The organism is Kribbella sp. NPDC051952, from assembly GCF_040680855.1.
Classification (GTDB): Bacteria; Actinomycetota; Actinomycetes; order Propionibacteriales; family Kribbellaceae; genus Kribbella.
In genome coordinates this window covers 115068-135325 of the sequence record NZ_JBFAXQ010000003.1, presented here as the reverse complement: position 1 = coordinate 135325, position 20258 = coordinate 115068, and the positions used below count along the sequence as shown (strand labels likewise).

The following is a 20258-nucleotide window of genomic DNA, read 5'->3' as shown; positions in this document are numbered from 1 at the left end:
TTCCTTCCAGCAGGTTCAGGCTCGTAAGAGATTGAGAATCGCGTCGGCCAGTTCGTCGTACGGCGTGGTCGCGGGCAGATGATCGGCCGCCCACTGAAGCGCGTGGTCGCGCAGTTTCTCCAGTTCGCCGGGATCCGCGGACCAGCGCCGCAGGGTCTCGGAGGCCTCCGTCACCGAGTCCACCAGGACTCCGCCACCGGACTCCTCGATCACCTTGGACTGCCGGGGCAGCCGGGTGGACAGGACCGGAAATCCGCTGGCGAGGTACTCGTAGATCTTCGACGGCATCGCTTCCACGAACGCCGGTGTCGGCTGCAGCATGGCCAGGCTCGCCCAGGCACCCTGGGTGATCCGCCATGCGTCGGCCGGTGGCTGGCGCCCGTGCAGGCGGACCCGGCCGGCCAGGTCGGACTGCGCGATCCGGGCCTCCAGCCGGTCCCGGTCCGACGGTGCGACCGGGCCGATCAGATCGAGAGACCAGTCCGGCGCCGCGGCGACGGTCTCGACCATGTCGAACAGACCACGGCTGGCGCGCAGATCCCCGACGTACACCGCCCGCGGCGTCCCGGACGGCGGGGCCGGGGCGAGGAACGGGATGTAGGGGAAGTTCTGCACGACCAGCCGCTGTTTCGCCACATGCGGGGCGAGGTGCGAGTCGGCGACGACGGTGAGGTCGGCGCCGGCGGCCAGCTTGGAACTGGCCCGCACGATCAGCCGGGCCGGCAGACCGGCCGGGCCCTTGGCCCAGGCGCGGTCGGCCAGCAACCGGGTGTAGTCCTCGTGGATGTCGGCGACCATCTTGCGCCGCCGCAGGGTGGTGACGAGGCGGGTGATCGGGATCATGTCCGGATCGACCGTCATCACGACCTTGGCCTTGGTCCGCCAGGGCAGCACCGCGGTCCGCGCCAGCCGCTGGACCAGGTTGCCGCGCGGACCGGCGTGGATGACGGCGCCGGCCGGTCCGCCGTCCGGCTCACCGAGGCCCCAGAGCTCGACGCTCAGGGCTCGGTGCTGCAGGGCCGCGGTGATCTTGTGCAGGCGCGCGTCGGCCACGTCGTGGCCGGTCGTGATGATCCCCACGTCCGGTGCCGCACTGCGTGACCCGGGATTGGGCATGGTCAGAGGTCCTCGAGAGAGACGGATTCCGCTTCGCCGACCTGCAGGAACTTCGTGTAGGCCTGGATCACCTCGTCCGGCTGGCCACGCATCATCAGCTTGCCCTTGTGGAGCCAGATGCAGTCGTTGCACATCTCGCGGACACTGCTCATCGCGTGGCTGACCAGGAACATGGTCCGGCTGTTCGTGACCAGCTCGGACATCTTGGCCGCGGCCTTGCTCTTGAACGACGCGTCACCGGCGGACAGCGCCTCGTCGATCAGCAGGATGTCCGGGTCCATGTGGACGGCGACGGAGAACGCCAGCCGGCTGAACATGCCGGACGAGTACGTCCGCATCGGCATCTCCATGAAGTCACCGAGCTCGGCGAACTCGGCGATCTCCTCGTACCGGGCCTGGATCTCCTTGCGGCTCAGACCGGCCGCGAGTCCACCGAGGACGACGTTCTCCCGGCCGGACAGTGCGGCGTTGAAGCCGACACCCAGCGACAGCAGCGTGGAGACGCGGCCGTGCACCTCGATCCGGCCGGAGGTCGGCGGCAGGATGCCGGCCACCGCGCGCATCAGCGTCGACTTGCCGGCGCCGTTCGCGCCGATGATGCCGATCGTGGTGCCGTGGTTGACGTCGAAGGAGACGTTCTGGACGGCCTTGACCTCGCGGACCGCGCGCTCGCCGCGGCCGAACCGGACCAGCGCGCTCTTGAAGGTCGGCACCCGCTCGAACGTGGTCCGGTAGGTGATGGATACGTCCTGCACCTTGACGGCCGGAACGTCCGACGTGGTCTTCTGCATCGGCTTCTTCTCGGTCTCAGAGACGGACAACGAACTCACGCTCCCTCGACATGAAGAACAAGGAACCGACCACGAAGGCGAGGACGGCCCAGAACCCGGCGCCCAGCCACATCTTGGCAACCGGGATGTGGCCCTTGACCAGGAGATCGGTCCAGCCACCGAGCAGCGAGTACAGCGGGTTGTACTGGATGAAGCCCTTGAACTTCGGCGGCGCCTGCTCGGCGAACCAGAGCACCGGGGACATGTAGAGCCAGATCCGGACGAAGTACGGCAGGAAGCTGGTGGTGTCGCGGAAGTACACCTGCAGGGCGGCGAAGATCATGCCCATGCCGGCCGCGAAGACCGTCAGCATGATCAGGAACGCCGGGGCCAGCAGCATCGCCCAGTGCAGCGGCTGCCGCATCACCAGGTGGATCGCGAAGTACACGACCAGGGTCGGCAGGAAGCGGAAGAACGCCGTCCGCACCGCCGACAGCGGCAGCAGCATCCGCGGGAACGACTGGTTCATCAGCAGCTTGCCGCCGCCGACCACACTGGCCGCCCCGGCGGTCATCGCGCCGGAGAAGTAGTAGAAGGCGAACAGGCCGCCGCACATGTGCGCGAACCGCTCCGCTGCCCCGACCTTCGCGCTACCTCCGGCGATGATGTCGGTCAGCAGGTAGTACACCAGGGCCAGCAGCAGCGGGTTGAGGACCAGCCACACCTGTCCGAAGAAGGTGTTGGTGTTGGCCGCCCGGATGTTCGTCCGGGACATCTCGGCTGCGAACTCCCGGCGCTGCCACAGTGCCTTGAAATAAGGACGCAGCGCCGGCAGGCCGACCTTGTGTGGTTCGTACACATGCACCGACGGGTTGAACTCCTCGTCGACGCTAGTCGCGTTCATTCAGGCGACGCCTCTCTCTGCCGGAAGTCGTGTCCACGGGTTGGCCGATCACCTGGGTGCCGACAGCTGCCGCCCGGTACGACGGCGGGCCACGCAGACCGGGAAGCAGAGTAGCGGATCGGCGTCAATGCCGACGACACAGTGGTCCTCCATAGTGAGCAACGACGTACAGACGGCTACCAACCCTCGCACCCGACTGCGCCAGCTTCACCACCGCGCCAGCCTTTTACTTGAGGCAGTCTTTCGCCGATCGTTATCCGGAATATACATTTGACAGCCATCGACGGCCAAAACGCCTTACAGCGCACGTTAATTCGACGGTAAGACGAGCCGTCCGGCGGCAAAGTTCGCGGCAGCGGCGTGACGTGGCCCACCGCGGGCGTAACGGTGGTGGGCGGTGAGTACTGCTGTTACCGGTGAGACCCCAGAAGATGCGTCCTGGCCGGGGCGTGCCGGGCAGCGGACGCGTCGTCCGCGCTCCCCATGGACAGCCTCACCATCCACGGAGCTCCGCTCGGCATCTCCCGGGGCCTCACTCGTGATCCGGGTGCGCGGCCGCCGCGGGCGGTGGCAGGCCGGGCGCGCGCCGGATCGGGCGGCACGATGACCAGGGCGGCGGTCATCGCACCTTCGTAGGCTCGTCCCCAGACGTGCTGCGATCGCCGGCAGGTGCGCGCAGCAGGCATGGGGACGGGCCGGAGGCCGGGGGAAGGCTGCGCTGCTTGGGATCCCTGCAAAGATGCCCGGGCAGCGGCGGTGGGGACGGCAGTACCGAAACGAGCGGTGGCGCACGGCGGAACCGGTCGCATCGGACTCTCCTCCTCATCGGCCTCACGATGGAGATGCACAGTTTGTACACCCACCAGCACAGCCGGTGATGGCACGGGAGTGCGAGGGCACCGATGCGCCGGGATCGAGACCCAACCGAAACGGGCTCGCCTGACGTGGCAGCCAACTCGGGCCAGAATTGGAACAGCAGCCTGGCGGCGCTCAGGTGGTCCGTCGCCAGGCTGCTGGACCTCAATTGTCGCTCACAACTGCGCGAAAATGGTGGCCAGATGGTGACACGGCACAATAATGCTGACAGGACAACAAATATCGCTGGGCGCGAACGGGTCGACACGGACAGTGCGAACAGTGCTGCGTCGGGCGTTCTACCCTGGATCGAAAGGTAGCGGTCGGTGACGGCACTCGGAAGGGAGGGTGGAGTTGTGAGCACAACGGACACGGAGCGTGCTGATTATCTCAAGGTGCTCGGGCTCAGCGACGACGAGATCAGGGTCTACCAGCACCTGCTGCGGACCGGTCCGACGTCGATCACCGAACTGGACGAGGTGGTTCCCGACCGGGCGGCCAGTATCGACACGATCCTCGGTGGCCTGGTCCAGGCGGGCCTGGCGCGGCGATCCGGTTCGGACCATTCCCGGTTCCTGCCGGTGCCCCCGGACGCCGGCCTGGAGGCGATGACACTGCGCCGCGAGTCCGAGCTGAAGCAGGCCCGGATCGAGGTCCTGAACGCGTACGACGAGTTCCGCCGGACCGTGAACAACGAGTCGACCACGCACCTGCTCGAGGTGGTCACCGGCAGCGCGATCGTCGAGCGGATCCACCAGATCAAGGGCGGCGCGCAGCGGGAGATCCTGGCCATCGACTCCCCGCCGTACTACATCGGCGGCCCGAACCAGGAGGAGATCGACCACCTCCGCCGCGGGGTCGCGTACCGGGTCGTCTACTCCCCCGAGTCGGTCGAGGTGCCCGGGTACCTGACCGAGAACATCCTCCCGTGTGTGGAGGCCGGCGAGCAGGCCCGGGTGCTGCCCGACGTACCCGCGAAGCTGACCATCATCGACGGCTCGATCGCGTACGTGTCGATGTCGGTGCGCGACACCGACGTGAACCGGTCGCTGCTGATCATCCGGCCGAGCAGTCTGCTCACCGCGCTGATCGGCATGTTCGAGCTCTGCTGGCGCAACGCGCTGCCGCTGCACGCCTCGGTCGGCGCTGAGGACGATCGGCTCGAGCCGATCGAACGCCGGCTGCTCGCGCTGCTGGCGACCGGTGCCGCCGACGACACCATCGCCCGCACGCTGGGCATCAGCCGCCGGACCTTCTTCCGCTACCTGGAGCGCCTGATGAACCGCACCGGCGCCAGCACCCGCTTCCAGCTGGCCCTCCACGCAGCCCGCGAGAACTGGCTCTGACCGAGGTCCACTGGTTGCTTGTCGTCGTGGGGCGACCGAGCCCACCGGTTGCGGCTCCAAAACAACCCCGCCCCCTCGCTTAGCTCGGGGGCGGGGTTGTTTGCTTTTGGTTTCAGGAAGCGGCGGGCGTGAACTCCTTGGCCACGACCTCGGCGATCTGCGCGGTGTTGAGGGCCGCGCCCTTGCGGAGGTTGTCGCCGCAGACGAACAGCTCGAGGGCGTTCGGGTCGTCGAGGGACTTGCGGATCCGGCCGACCCAGGTCGGGTCGGTGCCGACGACATCGGCCGGCGTCGGGAACTCACCCTCGGCCGGGTTGTCGAACAGCAGCACGCCCGGCGCATCCCGCAGTACCTCCCGGGCGCCGTCAGCGTCGACCTCCTGGACGAACCGCGCGTGCACCGACAACGAGTGCGTGGTGACGACCGGGACGCGCACACAGGTCGCGGAGACCTTGAGGTTCGGCAGCCCGAGGATCTTGCGGGACTCGTTGCGGACCTTCAGCTCCTCGGACGACCAGCCGTCGTCCTTGAGCGAGCCGGCCCACGGTACGACGTTCAGCGCCAGCGGGGCCTGGAACGGGCCGAGGCCGTTGCCGATCACCCGCCGTACGTCACCCGGCGTGGTGCCGAGCTCGCGATTGCCGGCCACCTTCGCCAGCTGGTCGTACAGCGTGTCGATCCCTTCCTGCCCGGCCCCGGAAGCGGCCTGGTACGACGCCACCACGAGCTGCTCGAGCTCGTAGCGGTGGTGCAGTGCGCCCATCGCCACGATCATCGACAGCGTCGTGCAGTTGGGGTTGGAGATGATGCCCTTCGGCCGGTTCCGGGCCGCCTCGGCGTTCACCTCGGGCACCACCAGCGGGACGTCCGGGTCCATCCGGAACGCGCCGGAGTTGTCCACCACCACGGCGCCCTTGGCGGCCGCGATCGGCGCCCAGTGCGCCGACACCGCATCGGGTACGTCGAACATCGCCACGTCGATGCCGTCGAAGGCCTCTTCGCTGATCGCGACGACCTCGACCTCCTCGCCGCGGACCTTCAGGCGTTTACCCGCAGAGCGCTCGGATGCGATCAGGCGGATCTCTCCCCAGACGTTCTCCCGGGTCGAGAGCAGGGTCAGCATCACCGAGCCGACAGCGCCGGTCGCACCGACCACCGCCAGCGAGGGCAGACCCGTCCGGTCCTCGATCGTGTTCTCCACAGCGCTCACAGGGGTCACCGTCCCGTTCCTCCGTACACGACAGCCTGGGTGTGCTCGTCGTCCAGGTCGAATGCGGTGTGCGCCGCGGTCACGGCAGCGTCCACCAGGTTCTCGTCCACGACCACCGAGATCCGGATCTCCGAGGTGGAGATCATCTCGATGTTCACGCCTGCGTCAGCGAGCGCGGAGAAGAATTTCGCGGATACGCCCGGGTGTGAGCGCATTCCGACACCGACCACCGACACCTTGCCGATCTGGTCGTCATAGAGCAACTGCTCGTAGCCCACTTCGTCCTTCATCCGCGCCAGCGCGGACATCGCCCGGGCGCCGTCGGCGCGCGGGAGCGTGAAAGAGATGTCGGTGCGGTTGGTCGCCACGGCCGACACGTTCTGCACGATCATGTCGATGTTGGTCTCGGCGCCGGCGACCGTCTCGAAGATCCGGGCCGCCTCACCGGGCTTGTCGGGGACGCCGACCACCGTGATCTTGGCCTCGTTGCGGTCCTGGACCACGCCGGAGATGATCGCCTGTTCCATTTGATCCAGTTCCTTCGCATCGACGACCCAGGTGCCTTCCTTCTGCGAGAAGGAGGAACGCACGTGGACGGGGACGTTGTAGCGCCGCGCGTACTCGACGCAACGCAGGTGCAGCACCTTGGCGCCACAGGCGGCCATCTCGAGCATCTCCTCGTAGGAGATCTTCGGGATCTGCTTGGCGGCCGACACGATCCGCGGGTCCGCGGTGAAGATGCCGTCCACGTCGGTGTAGATCTCGCAGTAGTCCGCCTCCAGCGCCGCGGCCAGTGCGACCGCGGTCGTGTCGGAGGCGCCGCGGCCCATCGTGGTGATGTCCTTGGTGTCCTGGGCGACGCCCTGGAACCCGGCCACGATCGCGATGTGGCCCTGGCCCAGCGCCTCCTCGATCCGGCCCGGCGTGATGTCGATGATCCGCGCGTTGCCGTGCCGGGAGGTGGTGATCACGCCGGCCTGCGAGCCGGTGAAGCTGCGTGCCTCGTAGCCCAGGTTGGCGATCGCCATCGCCAGTAGCGCCGCGGAGATCCGCTCACCCGAGGTGAGCAGCATGTCCAGTTCACGCGGCGGGGGTAGTGGGGAGACCTGCTGGGCCAGGTCCATCAATTCGTCGGTGGTATCACCCATGGCGGAGATGACCACCACCACGTCGTTCCCGGCCTTCTTCGTCGCGACGATCCGTTGGGCCACGCGCTTGATGCAATCGGCGTCGGCGACCGAAGAACCGCCGTACTTGTGTACGACGCGTCCCACAGCTGTGTCTCCTCAAACCACTGGTTGCGGTACGCCGTGCGGCGTTGCACCAGGCGTAGTTGATTCGGGGTCATTCTAGCCGTGACCTGCTCGTTGCCTACCGCCTGACCAGGACCTGGTCGACCCGTCCGGCCGATCCGGACGCGGCCGGAAGGTTCCACGGCCGGGGTGGGGACGGACCGGAAGGCGTCCGGCCGGACGAGGCCCTTGTTCATATAAGTCATCACTGAAATACTGCGAGCGTGCATGCGTTCGACATCCTCGGCGATCCGGTCCGGCGCCGGATCCTGGAACTGCTGGCCGACGGCGAGTTGCCGGCCGGCAGCATCGCCGCCTCGATCGGCGCCGAGTTCGGCATCAGCCAGCCGGCCGTCTCCCAGCACCTGCGGGTGCTGCGCGACAACGGCTTCGCCACCGTCACCATCGACGGCACCCGCCGCCTGTACGCCGTCGATCCCGGGCCGCTGCGCGAGATCGACACCTGGCTCGACCGCTACCGCAAGTTCTGGAGCAACCGCCTCGACGCCCTCGAGACCGAGATCCATCGCGGCCGCCGCAATCCCACCTGAACCTTCGGCCGATTCGGTGCATCTGGGTTGGTAGGACACCCAGAGGAGTTTCGGATGCGCAACATCGTCGCCCGCCTGAGCATGACCGAAGACGGCATCGTGGACCGGCCTGAGCAATGGCTTCCCGACGCCGATCTGGCACTCGACGAGCTGCTGACCGGAACGGAGACAGTGCTGCTCGGACGGAAGACGTTCGACCAGTACGCCGGTTCTGTCCCGCGCCTGGACCACGTCCGCAAACTGGTGATCGCATCCCGGCCAGTGGTCGCGCGCCCGCACACCGAGGTGCTGCAGGGCGACACCCGCCGGGTACTGACGGCTTTGAAGGAAGTACCGGGTGACGACCTGCATGTGGTCGGCAGCCTCGCCCTGGTCCGTTCACTGTTGCGGTGGCGGCTGCTCGATGAGGTGTCGCTGCTCATCCACCCAGTGGCTGGCGGGCGTGGTCTGCTGCTGGATCGCCGTACGCTCCGGCTGATCTCGATGTGTGCGCGCGATGGCGGCGTACTGGAGGCCAGCTACCGCGTGCACTACGCGCCGACCGCGGCACCTTCCAAGTCGCTGACGTCGGCCGGTCGGTGGGGTGGCACGCGCAGCACGGACAGGGTGCCGAGAAGTGCGAGCCCGGCCATCAGGACCCACGCGTAGCGGACGCCGTACGCCTCGACCAGGGCCCCAGCGATCGCGGAGCCGGCCGCTGACCCGATCATGCCGCCGCTGAGCATCCAGCCGAAGATCTCCGTGCGGGCCGAGGCCGGGGTCAGCACGCTCAGGCGTTCGTAGATCACGCCGATCGTCGGCGCGATCAGGGCGCCGGCCGCGAACATCATCACCGACAGGGCGATGACCGACGACGTGGCGAAGACGCAGCCGACGACCAGGAGCGTCATCGTGAGCATCCGTCGCCAGACATGGGACTCGCGTTTCCCGGGCAGTGCACCGCCGACCAGGCCGCCGGTCAGGCTGCCGAGTGCGGCCACGGTCTCGATCAGACCGGCGATCAGCCGGTTGCCGTGCTCGTCGGCGAATGCGACGATGCCGAGCGACATCGACGCGAAACCCATGACCATGCAGGCGAAAGCGAACAGCAACGGCAGCCGGTGCCGGTGGATCAGCAACTCGCGTACGGTCGGCCGGACGCCGTCGGCCTCGTCGTGCATGGTCCCCGGCTGCTGCTTCAGACCGAACCACCAGATCGCTGCGGCCGCCGTCGCGGCACAGGCCAGCAGACCGGCTCGTGGACTGGCGAAGCTGACCGCCAGTGCACCGAGCATCGGGCCGACAACGAACAACAGCTCCTGCGCGGTCGCATCCAGCGCGTAGATGGCCCGCAGCCGCGGACCCTGTACCAGCCGCGGCCAGCTGGCCCGCAGTGCCGACGTGACCGGTGCGACGAACACACCGGCCAGCGCCGCCGCCACTGGCAGCACCCGGTACCAGCTGTCCGGCAGTGCGGCGACAACCGCCATCAGCACACCCCACGCCATCCCGGTGCTGATCAGGACCCGCCGCGCCCCACGCCGGTCCGCCAACCGCGACCACACCACGCTCGCGATCGCCGTACCGACGGAGTAGGCACCCGCGACGACACCGGCCCAACCGAAGTTGCCGGCGGCATCCTTGGCGAGGAACGACAGCGGCACCATCGTCGCCATCACCGGCAGCCGCGCGATCAGGGCTGAGGCCAGCAGCGCCATGACGCCGTGGGTCTTCCAGAGATCGCGGTACGACGTCAGGTCCATAGGCAGCATTCTGTCCTGACAAACCCATCGGCCGCGTCGGCATTTCTCCCTATCTTGTTGTCGGCGGCCTATGCGAACATATGTTCGTGTCGGACATTGGCGCGGCGAATATCCTGCATGCCGACCTGGACGCGTTCTACGCGTCGGTCGAGCAGCGGGATGACCCACGCCTGCGCGGGCGCCCGGTGATCGTCGGCGCCGGCGTCGTCCTGGCTTGCAGCTACGAGGCCAAGGCGTACGGCGTCCGTACGGCGATGAACGGTGGGCAGGCGCTCCGCCGCTGCCCTGGCGCGATCGTGGTCGACCCGCGGATGTCGGCGTACTCGGAGGCCAGCAAGGCGGTGTTCAAGGTGTTCGAGGACACCACGCCGCTGGTCGAGGGGTTGTCGATCGACGAGGCGTTTCTCGACGTCGGCGGACTGCGGAAGATTCGCGGTACGCCGTTGGAGATCGCGCAACGACTGCGGGCAGAGGTGCTGTCGAGGGTCGGGCTGCCGATCACGGTCGGGATCGCGCGGACGAAGTTCCTGGCGAAGGTCGCGAGCGGGGTCGCGAAGCCGGATGGTCTGCTCGAGGTCGCGCCGGACCGGGAGCTGGAGTTCCTTCATCCGTTGGCGGTCGAGCGGCTCTGGGGTGTGGGTGAGGTGACCGCGGAGAAGCTGCGGAACCGCGGGCTCACCAAGGTCGGCGATGTCGCGATGCTGCCCGAGGCCGCGCTGGTCGCGATGCTGGGGCGCGCGTCCGGGCGGCATCTGCATGCGCTCGCGCACAACCGCGATCCCCGGCCGATCGAGGTCGGGCGACGCCGGCGATCGATCGGGTCGCAGCGGGCACTCGGTCGTTCGCCGAAGTCGCCGGCCACGCTGGACGCCGTAATGGCCGGGCTGGTCGATCGGGTCACGCGGCGGATGCGGACAGCGGGACGATCCGGGCGGACGGTCACGCTGCGGCTGCGGTTCGACGACTTCAGCCGGGCGACCCGATCACATACGTTGCCTCAGGCAACTGACCAGACGCGGGCGATCCTGCTCACCGCGCGAGCGTTGCTGACCGCGGCGCGACCGCTGATCACCTCGCAGGGCATCACGATGATCGGGATCTCGGTCGGCAACCTGGAGAACGAGGCAGCACTACAACTGGCGCTGCCGTTCGACAAGGCGTCGAACGACGAGCTGGACAGTGCGATGGACCAGGTCAAGGACAAGTTCGGGACGAACGCGATCACGCGCGGGATCCTGCTCGGCCGGGATCAGGGGCTGACGGTACCGATGCTTCCGGACTAGAAGCTGGTCTGAAGAATCTCTGAAGGAGTGCTCGCAGGATGTGCTCGACGCATATTTCTGGGAGGGGTTCGAGATGGGATCAGTTGGGCGGGTAGGACGGCGGATTGCCGTCGGGGCGACCGTGCTGTCGGTCGTTGCTGGGGGCACCGCTTTGGCGGTTTCTACGGTGGGGGACGAACAGGTTCACGCTTGTGTGAGCCGGGGGTTGCTGGGGATCGGCAAGGGGACGATCCGGGTGGTTGCGGCGGGCGGTTCGTGTACGTCGGGTGAGGATGCGTTGAGCTGGGCGATTCGTGGGCCGGCTGGTCCTAGCGGTCCCGTTGGTCCGGTGGGTGCTGTTGGTCCGGTGGGGCCGGTGGGTCCTGTTGGTGCAGTGGGTCCTGCTGGCGCAGTCGGTCCTGTTGGTCCGGTCGGGCCGGTTGGTGCTGTGGGAGCCACGGGGGCTCCCGGAGTGTCGGGGTACCAGCAGGTGGTGGCGACGAACGACATCGTCAAAGGGGCGTTCATCCAGGTCTTGGCGGTCTGCCCGGAGGGCAAGGTGGTCCTGGGTGGCGGCTACGGAATGATCGACCCGGCCAGCCTGCAGGTCTGGAGCAACGGCCCCCAGGGCGACAGGTCCTGGTCAGTCAGGTTCCGCAACACCAGCCTCCAGACCTTGCGAGTCACCGTCACCGCAAACTGCGTACTCGCTCGTTAGAGCGTGAGTTCGAGGGTGAGTTCGTCGTGGAGGGGGATGCCGTAGGCACCGGTCGGCGGGATGGACGGTTTGAGCTCTCGGCTCGCGTCCACCCCGCCGGGCGTAACCCCGACAATCCGCAACCCACGCCGCTGATAGAACCGCAGCGCATCCAGGTTGTCGTTCGTAGTAATCAACCAAAGCCTGCGAACCCCCGCCCGCCGAGCCACGTCAACCGCTGCCGACATCAATGCACTCCCGACGCCAGACCGCCGTTCCAGCGCATCGAGCGTGACGACCTCCAACGCGTCGTCCTCGATCGTGTACGTGAGCAGCCCGACGATCCGGTCGTCCTGCTCCGCAATCAGAGCCGGAAGCGTCGTCGCGTCGTACGCCGTGCCGTGGGCGACCGCGATGTGGCTGCCCCAGGACACGAGCAGGAGTTCGCCGATGGCCTCGCGATCGGCTTCGGTGGCGGGTCGCACGTTCACGATGGCAACGCTAGTACGAGTTGTCGTGCAGGTAACCGGCGTACCAGTTGAGGGCTGCCCGGAGTTCGTCGACCTGGCGGGTGCGGCTGTTGGCGGTGGCGCCGTGGGCGATCGGGTAGATCTTCAGGCCGCCGTGATGCGGCCGGACCGGGACCGGCAGCACGAACTGGTACGGCGGCTCCAGCCACGCGATCAGCCACGGCCGCTTCCGATGGCCGCCGACCCGAAGCCGCGTCACCCCGGACCAGGGCACCGTCGCCTGCTTCGCGCCGCGCACGATCGTCAGCCCATGCGGAGACAGGTGCAGCTCGACCTGCCGGCGGAGCGTGAGAACCCAGCACCGGACGGCGTAGCCGAGGACAAATAGGTCTAAGACGCCGAGGAAAAACGTGATGGACGGATGCAGGTACCGGAACCCGGGATCGTTCGGATAGATCCCGAAGAACAAGACCGTCGAAACCACAGCCAGCACCGCGGGCCGCATCCGCGAGGTCCGAAACATAGCCCCGGTCGGCTGCGACTGAGGGGACTGGGACTGCAGGTGGGGCTGCGGCTGCAACTGGGACTGCGGCTGGAGTTGGGGTTGGGACTGGGACTGCAGGTGGGGCTGCGACTGCGGCTGGGGTTGGGACTGCGGCTGGGGTTGGGACTGCGGCTGCGGCAGTACAGGGACCCAGTGCGGCTGGTCGGGATATGGCTGGCCTACCGGTGGTGGGAGCGGTTGCGGCTCGGGCGCCGGTGGCTCGCTGGGGAGGACCTTCGTCGGCGGAATGAGCGCGACCGTCTCCGCCGGCAGAGCGGCACCGGCCGGCGACTCAAGCAACCGCAGAACCTCCGCCGGAGTCGGGCGATGACCGGGATCCCTTGCCAGACAACGGCGTACGACGTCCTCGAGCACCTCCGGCAACGCCGGAAGCTGCGGCTGCTCATTGATGATCCGATGCATCAACGACGCCGGACTACCGGACGCGAACGGACCACGACCAGAGGCCGCGAACACCAGCACCGCACCCAGCGCGAACAGATCGCTCGCCGGCCCAACCGGCGCACCCGTGATCTGCTCCGGCGACAGATATCCCGGTGTACCGATCACAACCCCGGTCGCCGTCAGGCTCGCCTCTTCGAGCGCACGAGCGATCCCGAAGTCGATCACCCGCGGACCGTCGTCGGTCAGCACGATGTTCGACGGCTTCAGGTCGCGATGGACAACTCCGCTCCCATGGATCGCTATCAACGCCTCGGCCAGCCCACGCGTCAGCGCCCGCATCCCGTCCGCGGCCAGCGGCCCCGAGGTCTCAACCGCCTTCTGCAGCGTCGGTCCCGGCAAGTACTCCGTCGCCAACCAGGGCCGCTCAGCATCCGGATCGGCATCGACAACCGCCGCCGTATGCGTCCCACCGACCCTCCGCGCAGCGTCGATCTCCCGAGCGAACCGGGCCCGGAAGGCCGAGTCATCAGCCAGTTCGTCGCGAACCACCTTCACCGCGACCAGACGGCCGCTGGGCGAGCGGGCCAGATAGACAGCACCCATCGCGCCACGGCCGAGCCGGCCCTGGATCGTGAAGGACCCGATCACCGCCGGATCCTGCGGGTGACCCCGACGCGATGAGCTGTCGCCATTCGATGCTGTCATCGGGCGTCACGCTAACGCGCTTCAGGAGCGCGGGTAACCGATCTCGGCGATCCCATCCGCCAGATCGGTCAGACGGCGCTGCCGATTGAGTGAAGTGACGACGTACTCGGTCAACGGCATCAGCGCGTAAACATGGCGAACCGCCTCGAGGTCGAGGGCGACCTCGTAGTAGTCCTCGGCGAACGAGAGATACGCCTCCGGCCGCCCGTCCGCGATCACCTCGAACAGATAGTCCGCGCCGTCCTTGGCCACGTCCTGCACCGGACCACACCGCCAGGCCGTGTCATCCGTCGTACGCCAGAAACACACCGTCGCCCGAGGTACGGCGTCACTGAACGCCGGCTCGTCCCGCGCTCCGTGAAAGACCTCCGGCACACCGTCGAGTAGTCCCGGCCAGGTCCGCATCCCGTTCACGTACGGCGACATCGGCGACTCGTGATCGAACCCGTACGCGAACGCACCCGCCGGCGAGAACACGATCGAGTACTCGTTCCCCGACCCGTCCCGCATCAACGCGGTCTCTTCGGTCTCCGACCACCGCGCATCGAACGCGAAGAAGTTCAGGATGTCCTCGTCCTCATTGAGGATCAGGTCCAGCACCGCCAGCGCACGACTCACCCGCTTCACGGTGGGCACGTCCGGAAGCCGCTGAATCACCTCGAAAACAGACACCCGCACATTCAATCGCGGATCAGAGGTCGTGCTCGATCCACCGGCGCCCGAACTCCATGATCGCGCCGCGAACCGCCACGATCTGCGCATTCCGCTTCTTCACCGAACGCCCGTGCGCGATCGGAAAGATCCGGTGGCTGCCATCCCGTCGACGAGACCCCAGCAGCTGAATGCCGGCGACCGACGGATCCACCTGAGCCACTACCCACGGCCGCCGATGACCGCCGCCCATCCGGATCTCATTCACCAGCCCCCACGGGATGCTCAGCTCACGACCACCGCGCCTGATGGCCAACGCAGCCGGGGTCAGCCGCAGCTCGGTCGGCCGTCGCAGAACGAGAATCCAGGGCCGGACGGCTGCGAGCAGGAGCAGCAGTTCGATCAGGTTCACGAACAGTTCGGCGGTCCGTTCGGCTGTCCACGTATCGCCATACGCGAAGTTGTCCGTCGCCACCATCCACAGGAAGAAGAAGGTCGTGATCCCCGCCAGGACGGCTGGGCGGGTGCGGGTGGTGGTGAACGTCGCGCCGACATCCAGTTGCTGCTGCTGTAGTTGTTGTTGCTGTAGTTGTTCTTGCACCGCAGGCCCTCCTGACCGGGAACGAGTCCTCAACGTAGTCGCTGAGGACCCCCGCGTGGGGCCGGTCGGAGTTGGCCTGTGGATAACTTCAGCGGCGCTGGACTGCTTCCTCGGCTACCTCGACGAGTTCGCGATCGGTGGCCTCGGTTTCGGGGTCGTGGGCCGGCTCCAGCCGGTCGTGAGCGATCAGCGACTGGATCGCCCGCAGTACGGCGCTCGCCGCGGCACCCCAGGTGGACACGTAAGAGAACTGCCACCACCACAGCGCCTCGACAACGCGGCCTTCCTCGTAGTGCGCGAGTCCGTGCACGAGGTCGGTCGCGATCGCGGTGAGGTCGTCGGACAACCGATTGACGGTGATCTCCGGCGGTGCGGCGTACGGGTCGAAGACCTCGGCGTACTCATCGAGGCCCTCGAACAGGATCGCGAGCCGGTCCCGCATCGTGTCGAGATCCGGGTCCGGTCCGGCGTCGCTCTCGAAGCGCTCCTCCGGGACGAAGTCCTCGAACGCGCCGAGCCGGCCGCCGGCCAGCAGCAGCTGGCTCACCTCGAGCAGCAGGTACGGCAGCGAAGCGAGACCCTCGTCGACCCCGTCCTCATCTGGCTGCGCCGCGATGTCGCGCACCGAGATCAGGAAGCTGCGGACCTGGTCGGCGATCTGTTCGGCGAACTCGGTGAGGTCTTCGGAGTCCGTCGCCAATGCGCGCTCTGCAATATCGGTTGGTTCAGTCATCGATGGATCGTCGCCCTTCAAACGCCCGTCCGAGTGTGACCTCGTCGGCATACTCGAGGTCACCGCCTACAGGAAGTCCACTAGCCAATCGGGTCACGCGCAAGCCCATGGGCCGCAGCAAGCGGCTCAGGTACGTCGCAGTCGCCTCACCCTCGAGGTTCGGGTCGGTGGCCAGAATGATCTCGTTCACCTCACCGCCGGCCAGGCGCTGAAGCAGTTCCTTGATCCGCAGCTCGTCCGGCCCGATCCCCTCGATCGGCGAAATCGCCCCGCCGAGCACGTGATACCGGCCGCGGAACTCGCGGGTCCGCTCGATCGCGACCACGTCCTTGGCCTCTTCGACCACGCAGATCAGGCTCAGATCCCGGCGCGGGTCACGGCAGATCCGGCACTGCGTCTCCTCAGAGACGTTGGCGCAGATCTCGCAGAACTTGACCCGCTCCTTGACCTGCACGAGCACATGCGCGAGCCGTCGTACGTCGGTCTCGTCCGCCGCGAGCAGGTGGAACGCGATCCGCTGAGCGGACTTCGGACCGACACCGGGCAACCGGCCGAGCTCGTCGATCAGGTCTTGAACGGCCCCCTCGTACACGTCAGCCCGGGTTCTGACCGGACAACCCGGCCCCACTACCCGGATTAACAAACCCAACCCCACCAGCCGCACTCCCATCGTCCGCACGCGTGCTGCTGCTGGCGTCGTGCGTGGTGCTGCTGTTGGTGGGGTTGTCGTCGGCTGGGCGGGTGGGCTCGCCTGGCTTCTGCTCTTGCGTGGGTGTTGGCGCGTCGCCGGTGCCGACCGCGGGGGTCGTCGTACCGGGGAGGGCGAAGCCGGCCGGAGCACCGGATCCACCGAAGTCAGGAACGTCAGGACCGCCGAACCCAGGCAGCCCGCCGGCCAGCGGACCCATCGCGGCGGTCGCGGCCTGCTTCGCGTTCTCCGACGCGTCCCGCACAGCGGCGACGATCAGATCGGCGAGCGTCTCGGTGTCACTCGGGTCAACAGCTTCTGGCTTGATGTTCAGGCTCAGCAACTCACCCGTGCCGGACACAAGCGCCGTCACGAGCCCACCGCCGGCCGAGCCCTCGATCTCCTGGCTCTCGAGATCGGCTTGAGCCGCCATCAACTGGCTCTGCATCTCCTGTGCCTGCGCAAGCAGGTTGGACATGTCGAAGCCCCCAGCACCGCCACCGTCGAACACCGCGATCTCCTCGTCCAGCCGCTCCACGTCTAGCCCGAGCCTCAACACTAGCCGGTCCCCCCGACAACCCCACGCTCCCCCAGAAACCGACCATTCTCCCCAACTTGTCCACACCCCTGTGGAAATCCCCCATCCACACCCTGTGAACCCTGTGCACACCCACCGCAACCACCCACACCCCACTCCCCAGCCCTGTGGACAGCAGGAGCCGGGCCTCGCCCACCAACAGCCGAGCGCTTCCAACCCGTGAAGGTGTCAGTTGGGTTCTTCGGTGATGATTTGGGCGCCCAGGGTCTCTCGGAGGAGGTCTGTTTGGGACTGCGAGTTCTCTTCCAGGACCATGTCGTCCTCGCCGATCGCGTCGGCTTCTTCCTCTGGCGTCAGCGGTGTTGCCGGCCTCGACGGTGCAGCAGCTGCCTTCCGCGCCTGCTCGGCGGCAACAGCAGCCTCCGCCGCCCGCCGCTTACTAGCAGCCTGCTCCCGCCCACCCGCGGCAGCCTGCCCCTCACCCCGACCAAGCGCCTGGGCCTGACCCCCACCGGGCGCCTGCCGCGCCCCCGGCCCGTCCTCCCACGGATCCTCAGGCGGTACGTCGTACTCCGGATCCGGCGGCGGCTCCTGTACGGCGACCGCCGTACCCGCGCCATCACCCCACTGGCCGGCCTGAACCGCGTTCACCGCTGAACTCGAGGTTTCGCCCGCGACCCCACGAGCACCTCCGCCCGCCCCGGATCCGCCCTCAGACCCCCAACTACCAGTTCGACCCTGGGCACCACCCGCCGCACTCACGCCGGCCCCACTCACGCCCGACCCGCTCACGCCCGCACCAGTCGCACCCGAACCGTCGACACTCGCACCCGGCCCGCCGGCTCCGGCCGCATCACCTTGCGACCCACCAGATGCGTTTCCGGCTCCGGAACCACCAGCCGGCTGCCCGCCGGCGCCTCCGGCAGGCGAACCACCCGATAGCTCGGCCGGCGCACCACCGGGACCTCCAACTGACACACCACCCGCGCCGTCGGCTCGCGGGCCGCCTGGTACCCCGCCCAGGGCTGCGGCTTGCGAACTGCTGGAACCGCTGGGCTCGGGACTGCCTGATGCACCGCTCGGACCTGCACTCGGGGGGCCCGCAGGGGCGCCGCCGTGTGAGCCGCTGGAGCCACCGGATGGGGGGCCGCTCGGCCGGCCGGCGGGCTGTCCGCCTCCGCCTGGGTCTGTTGATGGGTCTACTACGGCCTCGATGCGGCGGTTCAGTCCGATGGTGTCGATCATGGCCTGGCGGAGGATGTCTTCGCTGCCGGAGCGGGCAAAGCTTTCGCGTGCGCCGGCGTTCACCAGGCCGAGCGTGAGCGTCTGGTCGTCGATGGCGATGACCTGCGCGTTCTGACTCAGCATGATCCATGCGAACCGCCGCTTGCTCTTCACCGCCTCGAGCACCTCGGGCCACAACCGCCGAATGTCAGCGAGCCCCACAGACCCACCGACGCCCCCCGAAGCGGGAACCCCAGCCGCAGCCTCTCCCACAGGATCACTCACAGACGGTACGGACGGCGCGGCCGGTGTGGAGTCATCACCCCAGGCTCCAGTACGCCCAGTACCAGCCGCCGCAGCGGACCCGCCACCAGAAGCCCCATCAGCGGATCCACGCCCGGGTCCTACTTCCGCAGGTGCCGATGCATGGCTCGCCGTGCCCCCATCTGTCGCCGCACCACCTGCGGGCGGGCCATCAGCACGAACGGCACCTCCAGCAGCCTCGCTTGCAGTGTCGCTCCCACCGGCATCGCTCCCTGCCGCATCGCCAGAGGCTCCATCCCCGACGGCAGCCTGCGCGTCGGCGCGAGTCGGCGTACCCCCGGCAGCTACTCGAGCTGCGGCTCGGCTGCTGGCTGCGTCCTGACCCGTCCCCGCGAAGTCCCCCGCAGGAGGACCCGACGGCGCAGCATCCGACGCACCGGCAGCAGGCACGCCGATCGTCAGCCGCCGCTCCATCCGATCCAGCCGTGCCTGAATCCCATTGGTCGAATCGTCCGCACCAGGCAACAAAACCTTCGCGCAGATCAGCTCCAACTGAAGCCGAGGAGCCGTAGCCCCCCGCATCTCCAGCAACCCAGCGGCAACGATGTCGGCCGCCCGGGTGAGCTCCGCCGGACCGATCCCAGCGGCCTGCGTCTGCAGCCGCTCGCCCTGATCCTCAGCGGCCTCAATCAAACCGGACGCAACAGCATTCGGTACGGCGGACAGCACGACAAGATCACGCAGTCGCCGCAGCAAGTCCTCGGCGAACCGCTTCGGATCCTGCCCTGTCTCGATGACCTTCTCGATCGTCTCGAACACGGCCGCACTGTCATGGGCGGCAAACCCATCCACACAAGCGTCGAGCAGCGAGTCCGGCGTGAACCCGAGCAGCGCAACCGCCAGCTCGTACGTCACCCCAGCCGGCCCGGCCCCACCGATCAACTGGTCGAGCACACTCAACGAGTCACGCACCGACCCAGCACCCGCGCGCACCACCAGCGGCAGCGCGGCCGACTCGATCGACACGCCCTCGGACTCGCAGAGCGAAGCCATGTAATCGCCGAGCACCTTCGGCGGCACCAGGCGGAACGGGTAGTGGTGGGTCCGGGACCGGATCGTCCCGATCACCTTGTCGGGCTCGGTGGTGGCGAAAATGAACTTGAGGTGCGGAGGCGGTTCCTCGACCAGCTTCAGCAGGGCATTGAAGCCCTGCGTGGTCACCATGTGCGCCTCGTCGATGATGTAGATCTTGTAGCGGCTCTCGACCGGCGCGAAGAACGCCCGCTCGCGCAGATCCCGCGCGTCGTCCACACCACCGTGCGACGCGGCGTCGATCTCGATCACGTCGATGCTGCCGGGACCGCCGCGGGCCAGGTCTGTGCACGACTTGCACACCCCGCACGGCTCGGCGATCGGGCCCTTCTCGCAGTTGATCGCGCGGGCCAGGATCCGCGCACTGGTGGTCTTCCCACACCCGCGCGGACCGGAGAACAGATAGGCATGGTTCACCCGGTTGTTGCTCAGCGCGTTCCGCAGCGGCGCCGTGACATGGTCCTGCCCGATCACCTCGGAAAAGGTCTCCGGGCGATACCGGCGGTACAACGCAAGGGGTGCTTCCACGACCGCAACCCTAGCGCTGCCGCCGGACAATTCCTCGCGCGCGCACGGCGGCCCCAACTTCGGCGCAACT

General features: G+C 67.8%; 18 protein-coding genes and 1 pseudogene. 5 read left to right on the top strand and 14 right to left on the bottom strand.

What is annotated here, in order from left to right; translation table 11 throughout:
• Window positions 1-15: 15 nt before the first annotated feature.
• The 3 genes from AB0L70_RS07755 to AB0L70_RS07745 are packed head-to-tail and all read right to left on the bottom strand — an operon-like array spanning window position 16 to window position 2790.
• Window positions 16-1116 carry a glycosyltransferase gene (locus AB0L70_RS07755; RefSeq protein WP_363681201.1) on the bottom strand — a complete coding sequence of 367 codons (1101 nt, stop codon included), beginning with the start codon at window positions 1114-1116 and terminating at the stop codon, window positions 16-18.
• Between the two features lie 2 nt (window positions 1117-1118).
• Complete coding sequence (locus tag AB0L70_RS07750) at window positions 1119-1937, bottom strand: ABC transporter ATP-binding protein (protein ID WP_363681199.1); 819 nt, start codon at window positions 1935-1937, stop codon at window positions 1119-1121.
• Window positions 1924-2790, bottom strand: a complete 867-nt coding sequence (locus tag AB0L70_RS07745) for an ABC transporter permease (RefSeq protein WP_363681197.1) — start codon at window positions 2788-2790, stop codon at window positions 1924-1926. The genes AB0L70_RS07750 and AB0L70_RS07745 overlap by 14 nt, the downstream gene beginning before the upstream one ends.
• Window positions 2791-4001: 1211 nt before the next feature.
• Between AB0L70_RS07745 and AB0L70_RS07740 the strand changes: the two genes are divergently transcribed.
• A complete protein-coding gene (locus AB0L70_RS07740) occupies window positions 4002-4991 on the top strand; it encodes a helix-turn-helix domain-containing protein (RefSeq protein WP_363681195.1) in 990 nt (329 codons plus the stop codon).
• Window positions 4992-5103: 112 nt separating this feature from the next.
• Here the strand turns inward: AB0L70_RS07740 and AB0L70_RS07735 are convergent, their stop codons facing one another.
• Both AB0L70_RS07735 and AB0L70_RS07730 read right to left on the bottom strand, forming a co-directional pair.
• Window positions 5104-6210 carry an aspartate-semialdehyde dehydrogenase gene (locus AB0L70_RS07735; RefSeq protein ID WP_363681193.1) on the bottom strand — a complete coding sequence of 369 codons (1107 nt, stop codon included), beginning with the start codon at window positions 6208-6210 and terminating at the stop codon, window positions 5104-5106.
• A complete protein-coding gene (locus AB0L70_RS07730; protein WP_363681190.1) occupies window positions 6207-7475 on the bottom strand; it encodes an aspartate kinase in 1269 nt (422 codons plus the stop codon). The genes AB0L70_RS07735 and AB0L70_RS07730 overlap by 4 nt, the downstream gene beginning before the upstream one ends.
• A 242-nt stretch (window positions 7476-7717) precedes the next feature.
• On the opposite strand from AB0L70_RS07730, the gene AB0L70_RS07725 reads away from it, so the two are divergent.
• Both AB0L70_RS07725 and AB0L70_RS07720 read left to right on the top strand, forming a co-directional pair.
• Entirely contained in the window at window positions 7718-8044 is a 327-nt protein-coding gene (locus AB0L70_RS07725; RefSeq protein ID WP_363681188.1) for a metalloregulator ArsR/SmtB family transcription factor, read from the top strand.
• Window positions 8045-8098: 54 nt separating this feature from the next.
• Complete coding sequence (locus tag AB0L70_RS07720; RefSeq protein WP_363681186.1) at window positions 8099-8692, top strand: dihydrofolate reductase family protein; 594 nt, start codon at window positions 8099-8101, stop codon at window positions 8690-8692.
• On the opposite strand, the gene AB0L70_RS07715 is transcribed toward AB0L70_RS07720, so the two are convergent.
• Window positions 8575-9786 (bottom strand): MFS transporter, encoded by a 1212-nt coding sequence (locus tag AB0L70_RS07715; protein WP_363681184.1) that lies wholly within the window; start codon window positions 9784-9786, stop codon window positions 8575-8577. The two genes, AB0L70_RS07720 and AB0L70_RS07715, sit on opposite strands and share 118 nt — an antisense overlap.
• An 80-nt stretch (window positions 9787-9866) precedes the next feature.
• Here AB0L70_RS07715 and dinB point away from each other — a divergent pair, with 80 nt between their 5' ends.
• Both dinB and AB0L70_RS07705 read left to right on the top strand, forming a co-directional pair.
• A complete protein-coding gene (dinB, locus tag AB0L70_RS07710; RefSeq protein WP_363681182.1) occupies window positions 9867-11069 on the top strand; it encodes a DNA polymerase IV in 1203 nt (400 codons plus the stop codon).
• Window positions 11070-11541: 472 nt separating this feature from the next.
• On the top strand, window positions 11542-11766 hold the full coding sequence (locus tag AB0L70_RS07705) for a hypothetical protein (RefSeq protein WP_363681180.1): 225 nt from the start codon (window positions 11542-11544) through the stop codon (window positions 11764-11766).
• On the opposite strand, the gene AB0L70_RS07700 is transcribed toward AB0L70_RS07705, so the two are convergent.
• The 8 genes and pseudogenes from AB0L70_RS07700 to AB0L70_RS07665 all read right to left on the bottom strand — a co-directional run bounded on the left by AB0L70_RS07700 (window position 11763) and on the right by AB0L70_RS07665 (window position 20188).
• Window positions 11763-12236 carry a GNAT family N-acetyltransferase gene (locus AB0L70_RS07700; protein ID WP_363681178.1) on the bottom strand — a complete coding sequence of 158 codons (474 nt, stop codon included), beginning with the start codon at window positions 12234-12236 and terminating at the stop codon, window positions 11763-11765. The genes AB0L70_RS07705 and AB0L70_RS07700 overlap by 4 nt on opposite strands.
• 10 nt (window positions 12237-12246) lie before the next feature.
• Window positions 12247-13869, bottom strand: a complete 1623-nt coding sequence (locus AB0L70_RS07695) for a serine/threonine-protein kinase (protein WP_363681176.1) — start codon at window positions 13867-13869, stop codon at window positions 12247-12249.
• 21 nt (window positions 13870-13890) lie between these two features.
• Window positions 13891-14541, bottom strand: a complete 651-nt coding sequence (locus AB0L70_RS07690; RefSeq protein ID WP_363681174.1) for a hypothetical protein — start codon at window positions 14539-14541, stop codon at window positions 13891-13893.
• Between the two features lie 19 nt (window positions 14542-14560).
• Window positions 14561-15121, bottom strand: a complete 561-nt coding sequence (locus tag AB0L70_RS07685; RefSeq protein ID WP_363681172.1) for a hypothetical protein — start codon at window positions 15119-15121, stop codon at window positions 14561-14563.
• Between the two features lie 88 nt (window positions 15122-15209).
• A complete protein-coding gene (locus AB0L70_RS07680) occupies window positions 15210-15854 on the bottom strand; it encodes a DUF5063 domain-containing protein (protein WP_363681170.1) in 645 nt (214 codons plus the stop codon).
• A complete protein-coding gene (recR, locus tag AB0L70_RS07675; RefSeq protein ID WP_363681168.1) occupies window positions 15847-16446 on the bottom strand; it encodes a recombination mediator RecR in 600 nt (199 codons plus the stop codon). Before recR ends, AB0L70_RS07680 begins: the two co-directional genes overlap by 8 nt.
• Before the next feature lie 292 nt (window positions 16447-16738).
• Window positions 16739-17020 (bottom strand): annotated as a pseudogene (locus AB0L70_RS07670) (YbaB/EbfC family nucleoid-associated protein); the annotation flags it as partial.
• A 288-nt stretch (window positions 17021-17308) separates the two neighbouring features.
• Complete coding sequence (locus AB0L70_RS07665) at window positions 17309-20188, bottom strand: DNA polymerase III subunit gamma and tau (RefSeq protein ID WP_363681166.1); 2880 nt, start codon at window positions 20186-20188, stop codon at window positions 17309-17311.
• Window positions 20189-20258: the final 70 nt, after the last annotated feature.

Bases quoted from the DNA above. Each gene is read 5' to 3' on its own strand.
- AB0L70_RS07755 (WP_363681201.1), bottom strand. From the start codon at position 1,116: ATGCCCAATCCCGGGTCACGCAGTGCGGCACCGGACGTGGGGATCATC.
- AB0L70_RS07745 (WP_363681197.1), bottom strand. From the start codon at position 2,790: ATGAACGCGACTAGCGTCGACGAGGAGTTCAACCCGTCGGTGCATGTG.
- AB0L70_RS07720 (WP_363681186.1), top strand. From the start codon at position 8,099: ATGCGCAACATCGTCGCCCGCCTGAGCATGACCGAAGACGGCATCGTG.
- AB0L70_RS07715 (WP_363681184.1), bottom strand. From the start codon at position 9,786: ATGGACCTGACGTCGTACCGCGATCTCTGGAAGACCCACGGCGTCATG.
- dinB (WP_363681182.1), top strand. From the start codon at position 9,867: ATGTTCGTGTCGGACATTGGCGCGGCGAATATCCTGCATGCCGACCTG.
- AB0L70_RS07695 (WP_363681176.1), bottom strand. From the start codon at position 13,869: ATGACAGCATCGAATGGCGACAGCTCATCGCGTCGGGGTCACCCGCAG.
- AB0L70_RS07680 (WP_363681170.1), bottom strand. From the start codon at position 15,854: ATGACTGAACCAACCGATATTGCAGAGCGCGCATTGGCGACGGACTCC.